Annotated in this window: 19 protein-coding genes; 18 read left to right on the forward strand and 1 reads right to left on the reverse strand. The window is 48.4% G+C overall.

From position 1 onward, the window contains the following. The first annotated feature begins 13 nt into the window (after positions 1-13). The 18 genes from M3M38_RS06945 (at position 14) to M3M38_RS07030 (ending at position 16,049) form a co-directional block, all read left to right on the forward strand. Positions 14-424: a cell division protein SepF gene (locus M3M38_RS06945; protein ID WP_252767010.1), complete on the forward strand. Its 411-nt coding sequence runs from the start codon at positions 14-16 to the stop codon at positions 422-424. Continuing rightward, positions 424-705: a YggT family protein gene (locus tag M3M38_RS06950; RefSeq protein WP_252767011.1), complete on the forward strand. Its 282-nt coding sequence runs from the start codon at positions 424-426 to the stop codon at positions 703-705. The genes M3M38_RS06945 and M3M38_RS06950 overlap by 1 nt, the downstream gene beginning before the upstream one ends. 1 nt (position 706) lies before the next feature. Next, a complete protein-coding gene (locus M3M38_RS06955; RefSeq protein ID WP_252814017.1) occupies positions 707-1,498 on the forward strand; it encodes a YlmH family RNA-binding protein in 792 nt (263 codons plus the stop codon). A gap of 12 nt (positions 1,499-1,510) precedes the next feature. Further along, positions 1,511-2,167 carry a DivIVA domain-containing protein gene (locus M3M38_RS06960; protein ID WP_252814018.1) on the forward strand — a complete coding sequence of 219 codons (657 nt, stop codon included), beginning with the start codon at positions 1,511-1,513 and terminating at the stop codon, positions 2,165-2,167. A 209-nt stretch (positions 2,168-2,376) separates the two neighbouring features. Then, the gene (ileS, locus tag M3M38_RS06965) at positions 2,377-5,178 is read left to right on the forward strand and encodes an isoleucine--tRNA ligase (protein WP_252814020.1); all 2,802 of its coding nucleotides are present in this window, start codon (positions 2,377-2,379) and stop codon (positions 5,176-5,178) included. Between the two features lie 83 nt (positions 5,179-5,261). After that, a complete protein-coding gene (locus tag M3M38_RS06970) occupies positions 5,262-5,462 on the forward strand; it encodes a cold-shock protein (protein WP_252767015.1) in 201 nt (66 codons plus the stop codon). A gap of 49 nt (positions 5,463-5,511) precedes the next feature. Beyond that, positions 5,512-6,066, forward strand: a complete 555-nt coding sequence (locus tag M3M38_RS06975; protein WP_252767016.1) for an NUDIX hydrolase — start codon at positions 5,512-5,514, stop codon at positions 6,064-6,066. 9 nt (positions 6,067-6,075) lie between these two features. Next, positions 6,076-6,345: a hypothetical protein gene (locus M3M38_RS06980; protein ID WP_252767017.1), complete on the forward strand. Its 270-nt coding sequence runs from the start codon at positions 6,076-6,078 to the stop codon at positions 6,343-6,345. Positions 6,346-6,368: 23 nt separating this feature from the next. Next, positions 6,369-7,070 carry a 5'-methylthioadenosine/adenosylhomocysteine nucleosidase gene (locus tag M3M38_RS06985; protein WP_252814022.1) on the forward strand — a complete coding sequence of 234 codons (702 nt, stop codon included), beginning with the start codon at positions 6,369-6,371 and terminating at the stop codon, positions 7,068-7,070. A 13-nt stretch (positions 7,071-7,083) separates the two neighbouring features. After that, the gene (locus M3M38_RS06990; RefSeq protein WP_252814023.1) at positions 7,084-8,244 is read left to right on the forward strand and encodes a cysteine desulfurase family protein; all 1,161 of its coding nucleotides are present in this window, start codon (positions 7,084-7,086) and stop codon (positions 8,242-8,244) included. Next, complete coding sequence (locus M3M38_RS06995) at positions 8,244-8,582, forward strand: DUF1831 domain-containing protein (RefSeq protein ID WP_252814024.1); 339 nt, start codon at positions 8,244-8,246, stop codon at positions 8,580-8,582. Before M3M38_RS06990 ends, M3M38_RS06995 begins: the two co-directional genes overlap by 1 nt. 111 nt (positions 8,583-8,693) lie before the next feature. After that, positions 8,694-9,818 (forward strand): tRNA 2-thiouridine(34) synthase MnmA, encoded by a 1,125-nt coding sequence (mnmA, locus tag M3M38_RS07000; RefSeq protein WP_252767021.1) that lies wholly within the window; start codon positions 8,694-8,696, stop codon positions 9,816-9,818. A gap of 85 nt (positions 9,819-9,903) precedes the next feature. After that, positions 9,904-10,074 (forward strand): transcriptional regulator, encoded by a 171-nt coding sequence (locus M3M38_RS07005; RefSeq protein WP_252767022.1) that lies wholly within the window; start codon positions 9,904-9,906, stop codon positions 10,072-10,074. Positions 10,075-10,226: 152 nt separating this feature from the next. Further along, positions 10,227-10,883, forward strand: a complete 657-nt coding sequence (locus tag M3M38_RS07010; protein ID WP_252814026.1) for a histidine phosphatase family protein — start codon at positions 10,227-10,229, stop codon at positions 10,881-10,883. A 10-nt stretch (positions 10,884-10,893) separates the two neighbouring features. Then, on the forward strand, positions 10,894-11,580 hold the full coding sequence (locus tag M3M38_RS07015) for a tetratricopeptide repeat protein (RefSeq protein WP_252814027.1): 687 nt from the start codon (positions 10,894-10,896) through the stop codon (positions 11,578-11,580). Positions 11,581-11,586: 6 nt separating this feature from the next. Further along, positions 11,587-14,043, forward strand: a complete 2,457-nt coding sequence (recD2, locus tag M3M38_RS07020; protein WP_252814028.1) for an SF1B family DNA helicase RecD2 — start codon at positions 11,587-11,589, stop codon at positions 14,041-14,043. A 52-nt stretch (positions 14,044-14,095) separates the two neighbouring features. Next, the gene (locus tag M3M38_RS07025; protein WP_420842675.1) at positions 14,096-15,067 is read left to right on the forward strand and encodes a ribose-phosphate diphosphokinase; all 972 of its coding nucleotides are present in this window, start codon (positions 14,096-14,098) and stop codon (positions 15,065-15,067) included. After that, positions 15,057-16,049: an aldo/keto reductase gene (locus tag M3M38_RS07030; RefSeq protein WP_252814030.1), complete on the forward strand. Its 993-nt coding sequence runs from the start codon at positions 15,057-15,059 to the stop codon at positions 16,047-16,049. The genes M3M38_RS07025 and M3M38_RS07030 overlap by 11 nt, the downstream gene beginning before the upstream one ends. A gap of 118 nt (positions 16,050-16,167) precedes the next feature. Here M3M38_RS07030 and M3M38_RS07035 read toward each other — a convergent pair whose 3' ends face one another. Further along, positions 16,168-16,413: a hypothetical protein gene (locus tag M3M38_RS07035; RefSeq protein WP_252814031.1), complete on the reverse strand. Its 246-nt coding sequence runs from the start codon at positions 16,411-16,413 to the stop codon at positions 16,168-16,170. Positions 16,414-16,525: the final 112 nt, after the last annotated feature.

The raw sequence follows: 16,525 nt of genomic DNA on the forward strand, positions 1-16,525 counted from the left end.
GGGGGAGTTAAGCATGCCTAAGGGTATTTTTAATAATTTTTTTGGCAACGAGGACGAAGACGAAATTGATAGTTATCCGCAAGAACCAACCACGCCCACAGTGAAGAAGAACCCACGAAAGGTGCTTTCTATGAACGATAATCGGATGCCTGATAGTAAAATTAACATCTTAGAACCTCGGATTTTTGCCGACGCGAAAAACATTGCCAACAAGTTGATTAACGGCGATGCGGTCTTAATTCGAATGGAAAACGTTGATAGCACCACGATTCGGCGGATTGTTGATTTCATTACTGGTACCATCTACGCCATTGAAGGGGATTTGCAACAGATTGACGAAAAAGTTTACTTGTGCACGCCTCAAAACTACGTAGTTAATGGTGACGTGAAAAGTCAAATCTACGACCGTTCGGAGAAAAAATAATGGCCAATGTGATTAACTTAATTGCGGTCACTTTGGGCTATCTGATTGATATTTATAGTTATCTAATTGTGGCCTGGGCGCTACTAACGTGGTTACCTGGTGCTAGTCAATCGAAGTTGGGGCAGTTAATTAACCGCGTTGTGGAACCGTTTGTGTCGTACTTCAACTTTGCCCGGATTGGAATGATTGGGTTCGGTCCGGTGCTAGCCATCCTAGCGCTCTGGTTCATTAAAATCGGAGTCAATGGAATTGCTGGCTTCCTGATTAACTTGGTTGGTTAACATGGGACTCTCTGAGAACGTTACCCAACATTTTCGTTCAAGTGAGTTACCATTCCTGCGCCAGGCTAGTGACTTGCTGGAACGAGCCCAGACCGAGTATCGTCCAATTCTGACCGATTTTTTAAACGCACGGGAACGGTATTTACTCACGACCCTTGTGAACCGGCAAACAGAGATCCACATCCAAACCGATGGTGGGTATCTACATGCTGAAATGCAACGGGCGCTTCTGTTCCCGGAGTACTTTACCCCGAAGAGCTCGGACTTTGAGCTCGCGTTACTAGAGATTAACTACCCGGTTAAGTTTGCGACGCTTGAGCATCGGCAGGTGCTCGGATCTTTGATGGGAAGTGGGATTGAGCGTAACGTGTTAGGCGACATCATCACCGACCGAACCCGTTGGCAGCTAATTACCAAGCAGGAAATTGCACCGTACTTGCAACAGATGGTGACCGAGATGGGACGAACTAAGGTTAAGTTAGAGCAGCGGACGTTTACGGAACTATTACATGTTCAAGATGACTTCCAATCGGTGCACACAACGCTCCCCTCGCTCCGAATCGATGTGGTAATTGCCACGTTGTTCCGAATTTCACGGGCGGTGGCGAAGGACTTAGTGACCCGCGGAAAGGTGCGCTTAAACTGGTTTACGTACGACAAACCTGATTACGAGTTGGCGCTGCACGATTTGGTATCAGTGCGGGGTTTTGGTCGAATTAAACTGAACGAAAATGACGGATTTTCCAAAAAAGGTAAAATTAAAGCAGAGTTTGATGTGATAAAAAATAAGTGATGGAGGCTTACCATGGTACTTTCTGCAGAAGACATTCACAATAAAAAATTTAGCACCAAGATGCGGGGTTACAACATTGACGAGGTCAACGATTTCTTGGAACAAATTACCAAGGACTACCAAATCCTACGGGATGAAAATGAATCGTTAAAGCAGGACCTTAATGATACTAAGAATGAGCTGACTCATTACGATGACCTGAAAGGGTCTTTGAATGAGTCGATTTTGGTGGCTCAAGATGCTGCCGACCGCGTGAAGAAGGCGGCAAATGCCGATGCAGAAAAGACGATGAAGGAAGCCCAGGATAAGGCGAACCAACTCCTCACCGAAGCAACGCAGACGGCGCAGGCTCAAGTCGAAGCAGGAACGAAGCAAGCCGCTGCTTTGGCCTTGAGCACTGATGACTTTCGAACGCAGTTGCAACGCTTCCGAAAGAAGCTGGTTGCTATGTTAGAGAGTCAGTTACAATTTGCTAACCAGTCCGACTGGACGGAATTACTAAAGGGCGCTGACTACCGGAACTTTCCTGAAATGGAATCATTGGTGGAAAGCCTTGACAACTCAGAAGCGGGGAGAGTAAACTCTGAAAGTAATCGACCGTTGTCATCTGACAAGTACGCGGAACCTACCATCCGTTTTTACCCAGATGGCCAGATTGAGATTCTTTAATAAAGACAGCAAGCCATATGGAAAATACCACAGCGAAGCGGGGATGGTGGAAGCCCGTTTGTTACTTTCCAATTGGTAGATCACTTTATTATCATGACGTAAATAACAAAAATGAGAGGATTGTGAACAATCCTGAATTTTGGGTGGTACCACGACAACTTCGTCCCGATTGAGACGGAGTTTTTTTGTACATTAAAGGAGGAAATGCGATGCGGATCAAAGACACTCTGAACCTGGGTAAAACCAAGTTCAAAATGCGCGGGAACCTACCGGTTAAAGAGCTCGAACGCGAGCAAGTGTGGGAAACCAACCAACTGTACCAACAACGTCAACGCTTAAACGAAGGAAAGCCCACGTTTGTGCTTCACGATGGGCCTCCCTATGCGAACGGTGACATTCACATGGGCCACGCGATGAACAAGATTACCAAAGACTTCATCGTGCGTTACAAGTCTATGAACGGGTTTCGGGCTCCGTTTGTGCCCGGTTGGGATACCCACGGGTTACCAATTGAACAACAACTGAAAAAAGAAGGTTACGACCGCAAGAAGATGTCGACCAATGAATTTCGGAAACTGTGCCATGACTATGCTTTAAAGCAAGTGGACCGGCAACGAACGGAATTCAAACGGCTCGGAGTGCAAGGGGATTGGGACAATCCATACCTGACTCTCTTACCAGAATACGAAGCTGCTGAAGTGCGGGTCTTTGGCAAGATGGCCGAACAGGGCTTGATCTACAAGGGGCTTAAACCAGTGATCTGGTCCTGGTCATCTGAATCAGCCCTCGCCGAAGCCGAAGTGGAATACCACGACATTGAATCACCATCGGCTTTCTACGCTGAAAAGGTGGTTGACGGCAAAGGCGTCCTCGATAACGACAACACCTACATGGTAGTTTGGACCACGACCCCATGGACGATTCCAGCTTCAGAGGGAATCACGATTGCTCCCGATTTTGACTACGTGGTGGTTAAACACGACGATGATCCCAAGCAATATGTCCTGGCAGCGGAATTACTTGATGCCGATGCGGAATTATTTGGCTGGCACGACGTCCAAATCGTTAAACACGTACAAGGAAAAGACTTGGATCGCGTCCTCGCCGAACATCCTTTCACACCGGACCGCAAGTTAGTCACAATGCTGGGCGACTTCGTAACCGCCGACGCCGGAACTGGATTAGTCCACACCGCGCCCGGTTATGGGGAAGATGACTACAACATTGGGAAGCAATACGACTTACCGATCTTTGCTCCCGTTGATAACAAGGGGTACCTGACCGAAGAATCCGGTCCAGACTTTGCGGGCGTCTTTTATGAAGATGCGAACCAAATTGCCTTGGACAAGTTGAAAGACCAGGGACAACTGTTATACTACATGCCATACGAACACAGTTATCCGTTTGACTGGCGGACCAAGAAGCCGGTCATTTACCGAGCCACACCGCAGTGGTTTGCTTCGGTAACGAAGATTCGGCAACAAATCCTGGATTCCATCGATACGGTTAACTTTAACCCCGAATGGGGGCAACAACGTCTCTACAACATGATTCGCGATCGGGGTGACTGGGTCATCTCCCGGCAACGGGTCTGGGGAGTTCCGTTGCCAATCTTCTACGCAGAAGACGGGACCGCCATCATGACGCCCGAAACGATTGGCCACGTGGCGGACTTATTTGCCAAGTACGGTTCGGATGTGTGGTTTGAACGTGACGCCAAGGACTTGTTACCAGACGGCTTTACCAGTGAACACTCACCGAACGGGGAATTCACCAAGGAAACTGACATCATGGACGTGTGGTTCGACTCTGGTTCCTCACATCAAGGAGTCCTCGCCGAACGATCTGATTTAACCTACCCAGCTGATCTGTACTTGGAAGGTTCTGACCAGTATCGGGGTTGGTTCAACTCCAGTCTAATCACTAGCGTGGCCACGGCGGGAATTTCACCTTACAAGAACCTGCTGTCTCAAGGTTTTACCCTGGACGGTAAGGGTCACAAGATGAGTAAGTCACAGGGGAATACGATTGCGCCGGCGGACGTTATCAAGCAAATGGGAGCAGACATTGTCCGGCTTTGGGTTACGACCGTTGATACCTCTGCTGACGTTCGGGTTTCCATGGGGAACTTCAAGACGGTTGGAGACAGCTACAAGAAGATTCGGAACACGGTTCGCTACCTGTTAGCCAACACCAGTGACTTTGATCCAGAAACCAACGCGGTGGACTACGCTGATTTAACTTCGGTTGATCAGTTCATGTTAATCAAGTTAAACGAGTTGGTACAAAACGTGAAAGATGCTTACGACCACTACGATTTCATGGCCATCAACAAGCACTTGATGCACTTCATCACGGTCGATCTGTCCGCATTCTACCTGGACTTTGCTAAGGACATCTTGTACATTGATGCCGAAGATAGTCCCCGGCGCCGGGCGATGCAAACGGTGTTGTACCAATCCTTAGTAGCTCTAACGAAGTTGCTGACCCCGATTATCCCACACACAACCGAAGAAATTTGGCAATTCTGTCACGAACCAGAAGAATTCGTGCAACTAGCCGAAATGCCAACGGTGCACCACTTCGATAACGAAGTGGCAATCAAAACGGAATGGGATCAGTTCATGCAACTGCGTAAGGACGTCTTAAAGGCGATGGAAGCTGCCCGGAATGACAAGATCATCGGGAAGCCGTCCGAAGCTAAGTTAATCCTCTACGTAACATCAAAGGTCAGGGATCTCTTACACCAATTAAACGTGGATGTGGACCAAATTTTGATGGTTTCGCAGCTAGAAATCAAGCCGATTGAAGCTGCCGAAGACGATGTTTCCACCTTTGGGGATGACCTCGCCATTGAAGTAGAACATGCTGATGGGAAGGTTTGTGAACGGTGCCGGTTGATTAAAACTGATGTCGGCAGCGATCCGGATTATCCGGAGTTCTGTGCTCGGTGTGCTAAAATCGTGCGGGCTGAATTCCCAGAAACAGCGACAACTGAATTTGACGCCTAAATCAATCATGTAAAAGTCGAGATGTTAGTCTCGGCTTTTGTTATGATTAGAGTAGAATAGCTGTGCAGTGAGGAGAAACGACGATGCAAGGAAAGATTAAGCAGTACGACCAGAGCCGGGGCTTTGGCTACCTGGTGGATGACGAAGGCCAAGAGATTTTTATGCACATTACGGGCATCATCCAGGGGAATCCGAAGTTAATTCATGCCGGCGATCCGGTGGAATTTGTGATTGCTCCCGGTAAAAACGGCCCGCAAGCAGCTAAGATTCGTTTAGCCCGGTAATTGCGGCAAGAACCCGAAGTCAGTACAATGAAAGGGTGGAGGAATGGTTATGACCGACAATGAATTAAAAGAAACCGAAATCAAAAGTGACCTCAAGTACGACGGCGAAATCATCCGGGTCGAACAGGAAACGGTGCGACTCGCAAACGGCGAAACTGCGCACCGCGACGTGGTTCACCACGCCCCGGCCGTGGGGATGTTAGTCATCACCGCGGACGACAAGATGGTGCTGGAGAAGCAGTGGCGCGAACCCGCTAAGGCGGTCATGGTGGAAATTCCGGCCGGTAAGCTCGATGACCGCGACCGCGGTAACGAAATCCACGCGGTCCAACGGGAGTTAAACGAAGAAATTCGGTACCAAGCTGGTAAGATTGAACCCCTTTATTCGTTTTATTCATCATGTGGGTTCACCGATGAATACATGTACCTGTACTTAGCCACCGATTTGACTCCCGTGACCGACGAATTACCGCGTGATGACGGCGAATTTTTGGAAATTGGCGAGTACACTCTAGAAGAAGCCAAGGCAATGGTACAAGCCGGAACGATTGAGGATGCCAAGACGATCATGGCGATTCAAGCCTGGGAATTAATGAAAAAGTAGGTTAGCAGGATGGATGATAGACAGCAAACAACTGGGAATCCGGAACCAGAGATGACACGGCAGGCGTTTCGGCGGCAACAACAGCAAGCGCGACGCAACCGGTTCAGACAACCACCGGATTCCAACGAACCAACTGATCCACAGGAACCACTGCGGCGGACTCCGGACCAAGATCCGGAGGTCCGACACCGCCGGTTAGCGCACAAGCTGGACTTTGTGATTATTATCTTAATCATCCTCATCATTGCCGTTCTCTGCGTGATGCGGTTTGTCGACTAAATTAGATAATGGAGTAGAAATTAATGAAAACGTTTGGAATTATTTGTGCAATGGACGAAGAACTCAAGGAACTTAAGGAGGCTCTGACGAACGAGCAAACGACTACGGTCGGCGCGGTCGATTTTTACATTGGTAAAATCAGTGGGCAACAGGTGATCCTAGTGAAATCTGGAATTGGAAAGGTCGAAGCTGGCATCACGGCCGCCTTACTAATGACCAACTTCCAAGTTGATGTTCTGATTCACTCGGGATCCGCTGCTGGAATCGGGGAAAGTCTCCAAGTTGGTGACATTGTGATTTCGACGGAAACGGCTTACCACGACGTAGACTGTACCGCGGATGGTGAAGTCTTTGGTCAGTTACCAAACCAACCAGCGCGTTTCCCGGCCTCCAAAACTTGGGGTGATCGGATTGCGACCGCTTCAGCGGATCAAGGTTTGAACGTCCACCACGGTTTGATTGTGACCGGGGACCAGTTCATCGCCGGCAAGGACATGATTGCGAACATCTTAAAGCATTTCCCGGATGCCTTAGCAGGGGAAATGGAAGGCGCTGCGGTTGGCCAAGTCGCCCACCAGTTTGACGTTCCGTACGTGGTGGTTAGAGCAATGTCTGATACCGGTGACGAAAACGCCAGCCAGAGTTTTGAAGAATTCGTGGTGGCAGCCGGACGGCAGTCGGCCGAAATGCTACTCCGGTTGTTTGCCAATACCAACGCGGCGTAAGGAGGAGTGGGCGATGAGCGAAATTTACTTAGATCACGCAGCGACGACGCCGATTTCTGCGCCCGTTCTCGCCGAATTAACCAAGCAATACCAAAATACGTTTGGCAATCCGTCGACGCTGTACCAACTGGGTCGGCAGGCCAACCAGGTGTTGGAGGATAGCCGGCATGTGATGGCGGCCAGTATCAATGCCCAGGACAATGAGATTGTCTTCACCAGTGGTGGAACAGAAAGCGACAACACCGCCATCATTCGGACGGCGGAAGCTCGTCAGGACTTGGGAAAGCACCTGATCACCACCGCGATTGAACACGAAGCGGTTTTAAAGCCGATGCACTACCTGGAACAACACGGGTACCGGGTGACCTATCTTCCCGTCGACGAACATGGGACAATTCGGATGGCCGATTTGGAAGCTGCTCTCGATGATGAAACCACGTTAGTTTCGATCATGAGTGTTAATAACGAGGTCGGCAGTATGATGCCAATCCATGAGATTGGGGAATTACTAAAGGATCACCAAGCCTGGTTTCACACGGATGCTGTGCAGGCCTATGGATTAGAAGACATCGACGTGGAACTCGACCACATCGACCTGCTGTCGACGTCGGCGCACAAACTGTACGGACCCAAATTACTGGGCTTTCTCTACCGGCGGTCCGACCTGAAGTTTCCTAGTTACATCATGGGGGGAGACCAGGAAGACAAACGCCGAGCGGGAACCCAGAATGTGCCGGCAATTGCCGGCTTTGCGACGGCGGTGCAACAATTGCCAGCTGCCCAGAAACAGGAACTGCGGGACCGCTTTCGTGGGTTTCGCGACCAAATTCTGACCGGGTTTGCTGACTATGAGATTCTAGTCCACGTCAACGGACCCGAAGCCGGGGCAGGATCTCCACACGTCCTGAATCTTTGGTTCCCCGGGACGTCAACCTACGTCTTACAGAATAACCTTGATTTAGATGGAATCGCAGTGTCCGGGGGATCCGCCTGCACCGCGGGGAATCTTGAACCGTCGCACGTTCTGACTGCCATGTTTGGCAAGGACAGTCCGCGACTTTCTGAATCAATCCGGGTGAGCTTTGGAAAAGACACAACGGAAGCTGAAATTGACCAGTTCGTAACCACGACCAGCAAAATTATTCACAGACTAGCAGAGCGGAGGAAGAGCTAATGGCATTTGTAGATCAAGTTCATTTAGACGGCGATACTGCCACTTACCGAGTTAATCCAGCGGTGAAGAAGTACACGTTGAGCGACCTCAACTTTAAAAAGACCAAGCTGGGCAACTACGAGTTAACCCAGTCGTTGAAACCGATGAATGCGAAAGCAAACGTGCAACTGAAGCTCAGTATTAGTGCTGATTTGCATCAGTTGAAGTTGGCCATTTTGACTGGTTCGGGACTGAAAACGGTCAACATCTTTAAGGGTGACCAGTTTGCCGAGGAACGCGAACAGTACCAATTCCTGATGCAAAATTTGGTGATTCGGCAGGTCTTAACTAAAAACTAGCCGGGTGTGCCGAACGCTTGCCAAGCCCAGTTCTGGTAGCGTATCATTGTTAGTACTGGAATTACGACCTTCAATCGTAGATTCTAAATCTATTAGGATGATGGTGATATTATGCAGGATAACAGTCAAACACGAGTTGTCGTCGGCATGAGTGGCGGCGTAGACTCCTCAGTCGCAGCCTACCTGTTGAAACAGCAGGGGTACGATGTGGTCGGAGTCTTTATGAAAAACTGGGACGACACCGATGAAAACGGAGTTTGTACCGCCACGGAAGACTTTAAGGATGTAGCTCACGTGGCCAACCAACTCGGGATTCCCTACTACTCCGTGAATTTTGAAAAGGAATACTGGGACCGGGTCTTTAAGTACTTTTTAGCGGAATACAAACGGGGGCGGACGCCGAACCCGGACGTCATTTGTAACACGGAAATTAAGTACAAGGCCTTCTTGGAATACGCAATGGACCTCGGAGCGGACTACATCGCCATGGGTCACTATGCCCAACTGAAACGCGATGAAAACGGGAAGAATCACTTGATTCGTTCGACCGATTTGAACAAGGACCAAACCTACTTCTTGAGTCAGCTGTCAGCGGAGCAACTGGACCGGGTGATGTTTCCAGTTGGGGGAATGACGAAACCAGAAGTGCGGCAGATTGCCCACGACGCGAACCTCTACGTGGCAGACAAAAAGGATTCGATGGGCGTGTGCTTTATTGGACCAAATAACTTCGATAACTTCTTGAGTCAGTACTTACCAGCTCAATCAGGGAAGATGATGACTCTTGATGGAGAAGTTAAAGGCGAACACGCTGGTTTGATGTACTATACCATCGGACAACGCCGTGGCCTGGGCATCGGTGGTGATGGTCAGGATAACCGTCCGTGGTTTGTGATTGGCAAGGACCTCGAAAAGAACGTTCTGTATGTGGGTAAAGGTTACGAAAACCCGTACCTGTATGCTGACTACCTGACAGCATCTGATCTGTCATTTGTTGACGGGAATAGTCGGGGTCAAACTTTCCACTGTACCGCGAAATTCCGGTACCGGCAAAAGGACGTCGGCGTTACGGTTCAGATCGATGATGACCAGAACCACGTTAAGGTCACCTTTGACGAACCCGCTCGCGCTGTGACGCCCGGACAAGCTGTCGTCTTTTATGATGGTGCGGAATGTCTTGGGGTGGCCACGATTGATGCAGCTTATAAAAACGAAGAGAAATTACAATATGTTTAAAAAAGTATTAATTAGCGTCTAAACGCTTTATTTGACGTTGAGAACGTGGGACAATAATCTCATTAGGAAGGGAGGAATGAACCCGATGGCTCGAGAAAAGGATACGACTGAATACAAGAGTGTTACGATGCGAATTCCGCAATCTCTCTACGATGACTATAAAAAGGTCCTTGAGAAAAAGGGTGCCATTGTGACCTACGACATTCGGAACTACATGCGTGCAGTAGTGGCAAAGGATAAAGAAAACGAAGATTAATAATGCAGTGGATGCTGCAAAACCCCTCTGGTGAAGCTGAAATGCTGAACTAGTGGGGTTTTTCATTATTTATTGTTAGATAGTCTCGCTCTTTTGCGTCTCCCCCCTGAAACTGGCATAATAACAGTAGATTATAAACGAGGATGAAGACCATGAAATTATACTTTGTGCGCCACGGAAAAACCGAATGGAACCTAGAAAGTCGCTACCAGGGATCCGGGGGAGATTCCGAATTACTGCCAGAGAGTTATCAAGAAATGAAAATGGTGGGGAACTATCTGAAGGACATTCCCTTTGCGCATGTGTACTCCAGTCCAATTAAACGCGCCCGGGTTACGGCTACGGTGATTAATGACGAACTGCGGCATCCAGTGCCGTTAAGTTTGGATAATCGGCTAGAGGAATTTCGGCTCGGTAAGTTTGAAGGCATGAAGTTTACGGATGCCGAAGCCCAATATCCAGAGACCTTTAACGATTTTCGCAATCATCCGGACCAGTACGATCCGACTCCGATTGGCGGAGAATCATTTCCGGACTTGATTAAGCGAATGCGGAGCAAGATTAGCGAGATTACTGCCAATTTTAATGGTGATGATGAGATTTTGATTGTTAGTCACGGAGCTGCTTTGAACGCTTTGATTAATTCGTTACTGGGGATTCCGTTGCAGGACTTGCGGAAACGGGGCGGCTTGGCCAATACCAGTACGACGATTTTAGAAACCAACGATCACGGTCAAAGTTTTAAATTACTGGATTGGAATGACACCAGTTATTTGGAACACCCGGTGCGGGATTCAGATTTAGTGTAGGAGGAGAGTAATGGCAGAACATTCAGACGCAGAAGCATACGAAAAACAGGAGCGGGCCGCCGCCACATTGCACCAGTTAATTACAGATATTGACGAACACCCCAACGACTATCGACCGTACTACGACCTGAGTGCCTTTTTGATTCAACTCAAGAGCTACACGCAGGCCGAAGAATTGTTAATGAAGGCGCTTGGGTTATTTGCGGATCGGAGTCAAAAGGCTAAGAACACGTTGACCTACGGACTCGGAAACGTCTACTACGCCACCGGGGAATACACGAAGGCGATTCAACAATTTCAACAGGTCACGGATTCTAGTTTAAAACAGGATGCGTATATCATGTTGGGCCAAAGTTACTATGGCGAAAAGAATTACGGGAAGGCGTTGGCCTTTTTGATTACTGCTCATGACCAGGCCAAACAAGATCCAGAACTGAACCGTTTAATTGGTGATTGTTTACTGGCGAGCGGAGACCTAAATTCCGCAGCTGATTTTTACCGGCAGACGCTAAACGCTAATCCAGATGATGCGGTCGCTCACTTTAACTTGGGTGTGATTGAACTAAGTAACGGACATCGGGATCAGGCGGAACCCGAATTTGAAAAGTCTCGCCAGTTAGATGAAAATTACTTTATGACTCATCGGGAACGCATTGCAAACATTGAAAAAGTACTGCGGAAGCAGCAAAAGGAGTAGAGGTTCGTGGCACAGTCGATTAACCTGTTTGACGACCCAACGGCAGAACAACCAGAAACCGCGCAGCTGACCGGAAAGGTGGCAACCACCTTTTTTGAAGGCAACGACAGTTTTTACAAGGTTTTGCTGGTGCAGGTGGAAGAGCATAACTTTGAGTGGAGCGAATCAGAAATTGTGGTGACCGGGAACTTTGCAGAGATTAACGATGAACTTAGTTACCGCTTTTTTGGTCGGGTCGTAGACCACCCGAAGTACGGTAAGCAGTTTCAGGCCACGAACTACGAACGGGTGGCGCAGACGTCCAAGGCCGGTTTGATTAAGTATCTCTCGGGAAGTGATTTTCCGGGGATTGGCCCGAAGACGGCGGAAAAGGTCGTGGATCAACTCGGAACGGATTTAATCCCCAAGATTTTGAAGGATCCGAAGATCTTAAATGGTTTGGGATTGAAACCCAAGCAACGGGACGTAATTACGAAAGTCTTACAAAAAAATAATGGGGCTGAGCAGGTCATCGTCGGCTTGAATAGCTATGGCTTTGGGAGTTCGCTGGCCGCCGCCATCTTTAAAAAGTACCACGGGCAGGCGCTTGAAGTGATTGAAACGGATCCGTACCGGTTGGTGGAAGACATTCAAAACATTAGTTTTAAACGGGCGGATCAAATTGCAAACAAAGTTGGAATTGACTATAACAATCCCGGTCGGCTTCGGGCCGGACTGCTAACCACGTTGGACCGCTTATCGATTAGTAGTGGGAATACCTATTCGACGACCAAAGAGGTGATGAACGCCAGCTTCCAGATTTTGGATACCGATCCGAATCAACAGATTGATGATGCCAAGCTCGCGGACGCGCTGAAGAAGTTGGTTAAGGACGGCAAGGTCCAGGTCGATCAGGACCGGATTTATCTGAAGACGCTCTTTAAAGACGAGTGGCAGATTGCCGAAAACGTTCATCGGATTTTACAAGCGGATAGTCAGGCGCCCAAGGATACCGAACGGTTGATTCAAAAGGTGGAAAAGGCAGCCAAGATTCACTACGACGATTCGCAGGTGCAGGCGATTCAGGCCGCACTGGCGCAACCATTGTTTATTTTGACCGGGGGACCCGGAACCGGAAAAACGACCATTATCAACGGGATTGTGCAGGCCTATGCCGAGGATCATGATTTGTCGTTGAATCCGCGTGATCACAAGGGTGACGATGATTCGTATCCGGTGTTACTGGCCGCACCCACCGGACGAGCTGCCAAGAAAATGGGCGATGCCACCGACTTGCCAGCTAGTACGATTCACCGGTTGCTAGGTCTGAATGGTGACGATGAGGAGGAACCCGGCAACGCCCTGGATGGCGAATTGTTGATTATTGACGAGATGTCGATGGTAGACACGGAGCTGTTTACTAAACTAGTCCAGGCGATTCCGACCGGGATGAAGGTAATTCTGGTGGGGGATCAGGACCAGCTGCCATCGGTCGGACCAGGTCAGGTCTTTTCGGACTTGATTCGGTCGGAGTTAATTCCGACGATGAAGTTGAACCAAATTCACCGACAAAGTGAGGACTCCACCATCATTGAGCTGGCGCACCATCTAAAGGACGGGGTGCTGCCCGATGACTTACTAGCGCGAGAACCCGATCGGAGTTTCATTCGATGTTCGGTGCAGCAGGTGGTTCCGGTGCTGGAACAAATTATTACGAAGGCGAAGGATAAGGGATTTCAAGCCACGGACATCCAGGTGTTAGCCCCGATGTATCGCGGGGAAGTGGGGATTGACCACTTGAATCAAGCTGTGCAGGCCATTTTCAATCCCCCCAGCTCAGATCGCAAGCAGGTTGAAACTGCTCGACATAGTTTTCGGATTGGCGATAAGGTCTTGCAACTGGTGAATGATCCTGAACACAACGTTTTTAACGGGGACATTGGAAAAATCGTGGGGATTGAGTTGAATCCCGATGGCAAGCAGTATCTGGACAAACTAACGGTCGCCTTTGACCAGACAGAAGTAACTTATACTCGTAAAGATTGGACGCAGCTGACGCTGGCCTACTGTACTTCGATTCACAAGGCGCAGGGAAGTGAGTTTCCGATGGTGATTCTGCCCGTGGTGGCACCGTATCGGCGCATGCTAGACCGGAATCTGTTGTATACAGCTGTGACGCGGGCCGCTAGCAAGCTGGTCATGGTCGGCGATGCCTCGGTCTTTGCGGCGGCTTTGGAACGCGAGGCGAGTCGGCGAAAGACTGGCTTGCCGGATCGATTACGATCGGCATTTGGTGAAACCGAAGAAGCGGAGGAGACGACTAGTCCTGCTACACAAACTACTTCAGATTCCACCGCAACCGCAGAGCAAGACCCAGAAACAACCATTTTAACGGTCCAAGCGATTGAACGCCAGGCTATCGATCCCATGATTGGGATGCAGGGAGTGACTCCACAGGATTTTCTGGGTGCTAAACTCGAGTAAGTTGATTATAATTAAAGGTGAAGTTTATTTCTCAATTTGGAAAGGAACCAGCATTGTGACTACAAAACCACAGCCAGTTATTTTTGCCTTAAATTCCAATCGTCCGCTTTCTGAAAAAATTGCGCAAGTGAGTGGAATGCCGATGGGAAAGGCGACCATCAACCACTTTAGTGATGGCGAAATCAAGATTTCCATCGATGAAAGTGTCCGGGGGAAGGATGTCTTCATCATTCAATCGTTGTCAAACCCCGTGAATATGAATTTCATGGAACTGATGATTATGATTGATGCAGTGCGCCGGACGAGTGCCCACACGATTAACGTGGTGATCCCGTATTACGGTTACTCACGTTCGGATCGCAAGGCACGGTCGCGTGAGCCCATTACTGCTAAGTTGTTAGCGTCAATCTTGCAGGACAGTGGGATTAACCGCGTGATTACGCTTGATTTACACGCTGCCCAGATTCAAGGCTTCTTTGACATTCCCGTGGATCACTTGCAACCAAGTCGGTTGATTAGCAATTATCTTCACGAACAATATTTAGATGAAAATGCCGTGGTGGTCGCTCCTGATCATAATGGGGTGGGTCGAGCTCGAATCATTGCTGACTTACTGGACCTGCCGATTGCGATTGTTGATAACCGGGAACCGGATTCATCAAACCACATCCCGGATTCTGTAATTGGTTCCGTTGCTGGAAAAAATGCAATTGTGATTGATGACCTGATTGTGACCGGTCGGAAGATGAAGGTTTCGGCCGCTGCTTTGAAGACGGCGGGCGCGGAAGATGTGATTGCGGTAGCCACGCATCCCGTGTTTGCGAACCGAAAACCAGTTGATTTGAATGACCCCAACATTTCTCAAGTGATTGTGACAGATTCGATTGTGATTTCTGATCCGGATCAATTACCAAAATTAACCGTGATCTCGGTTGGGGAATTACTGGGGAATGCGTTAAAATTGATTCAAGAACACAAATCCACTCATCGCTTATTTAGAGGAGGAACTACGGATGGTATATAAAGCAAACGAACAACGTTATGACAATATGAAGGTGCGTCGGGCCGGGAACTCTGGTCTGCAATTGCCTGCTTTATCGTTTGGAACGTGGCACAGTTTTGGTGATGATGCGAACTTCCAGGACAGTGAAAAGATTATGCTGGCAGCTTTTGACCGTGGGATTTTCAGCTTTGACCTTGCCAACAACTATGGTCCGGGTTCTGGTGCTGCTGAAAGAATGTTTGGCCAGGTATACCGGCGGGATTTAAAGCCGTACCGGGATGAATTAATCATTACGACCAAGGCTGGATTCCACATGTGGCCGGGGGTTTATGGAAACTTCTCGTCGAAAAAGACGTTGGTGGCTGCTCTAGACCGCAGTTTGCAACGGATGGGCTTGGATTATGTGGATATTTATTACAGCCACCGGTTTGATCCAAATACTCGTTTAGAAGAAACCGCGGAAGCCTTAGACGGGTTAGTTAAAGCTGGAAAAGCCCTTTACATCGGGATTTCAAATTACGATGGTCCGCAAACCGCTAAGATGATTGAACTGTTCAAGGAATTGCATACGCCGTTTGTGGTCAACCAAAGTTCTTACAACATGTTGAACCGTGATCCAGAAAACGACGGCACGTTGCAAACGTTGGCTGATAACCACGATGGGTTAGTGGCTTATGGTCCATTGGCCGAAGGATTACTGACTGACAAGTATCTGAACGGAATTCCGGACGACATTCATCTGCACTTCACGAACAGCTTTATCCTAGATAAAGGGGAAGATGCAGCTGTGAAGAAGTTGAACCAGTTGAATAACTTAGCCCAGAACCGGAACCAAACCTTAGCTCAAATGGCGACGGCTTGGTTACTACATGATCCAACGGTTACGAGTGTGGTTACGGGTGCTTCCAAAGTAGAACATTTGGAAGATAACCTGAAGGCTTTGGATAACTTGGACTTTACGGCTGATGAATTAGCTGAAATTGACCGGATTGTTAAAGACTAATTGCTTTTAATATGACGCCTGTCATCGAGCGCTTGCTTGGTGGGGCGTTTTTTATTTTGGCAATAAAAAAGAGGAGCCCTAATTCCAAGAAATTGTGAATTAAAGCTCCACTAGTTGTTTACTTTTCGTTGCTGGTTGCCTTTTTTTGCTTCGTAAATGCCTGATACTGGATGTCTAATAAGACCGCTTCGCCTCCGATGAGCAGTAAGAGCCCCATCCAAAGACTGGTATAGGTGGTAAACATCATGTAAACGGAATAGATCAAGTAGAGGACGGGTAAAATGAACCCGAGTACCGGAAACTTAACTTGTCGAGATAAGAAAATTTGGATCAAGATGATGTCGATGATAATTAAAATCCACATGAAAATTCTCCTTTATTAGTGTAAATTTAATTATAACATAACTAATTTGATATCTAACTATACTCAGATAATATGGATAAATTAGTTTAATCCAAAAACACCCACAGAACAG

It is taken from the genome of Fructilactobacillus cliffordii, assembly GCF_024029355.1.
GTDB classification, from domain to species: domain Bacteria; phylum Bacillota; class Bacilli; order Lactobacillales; family Lactobacillaceae; genus Fructilactobacillus; species Fructilactobacillus cliffordii.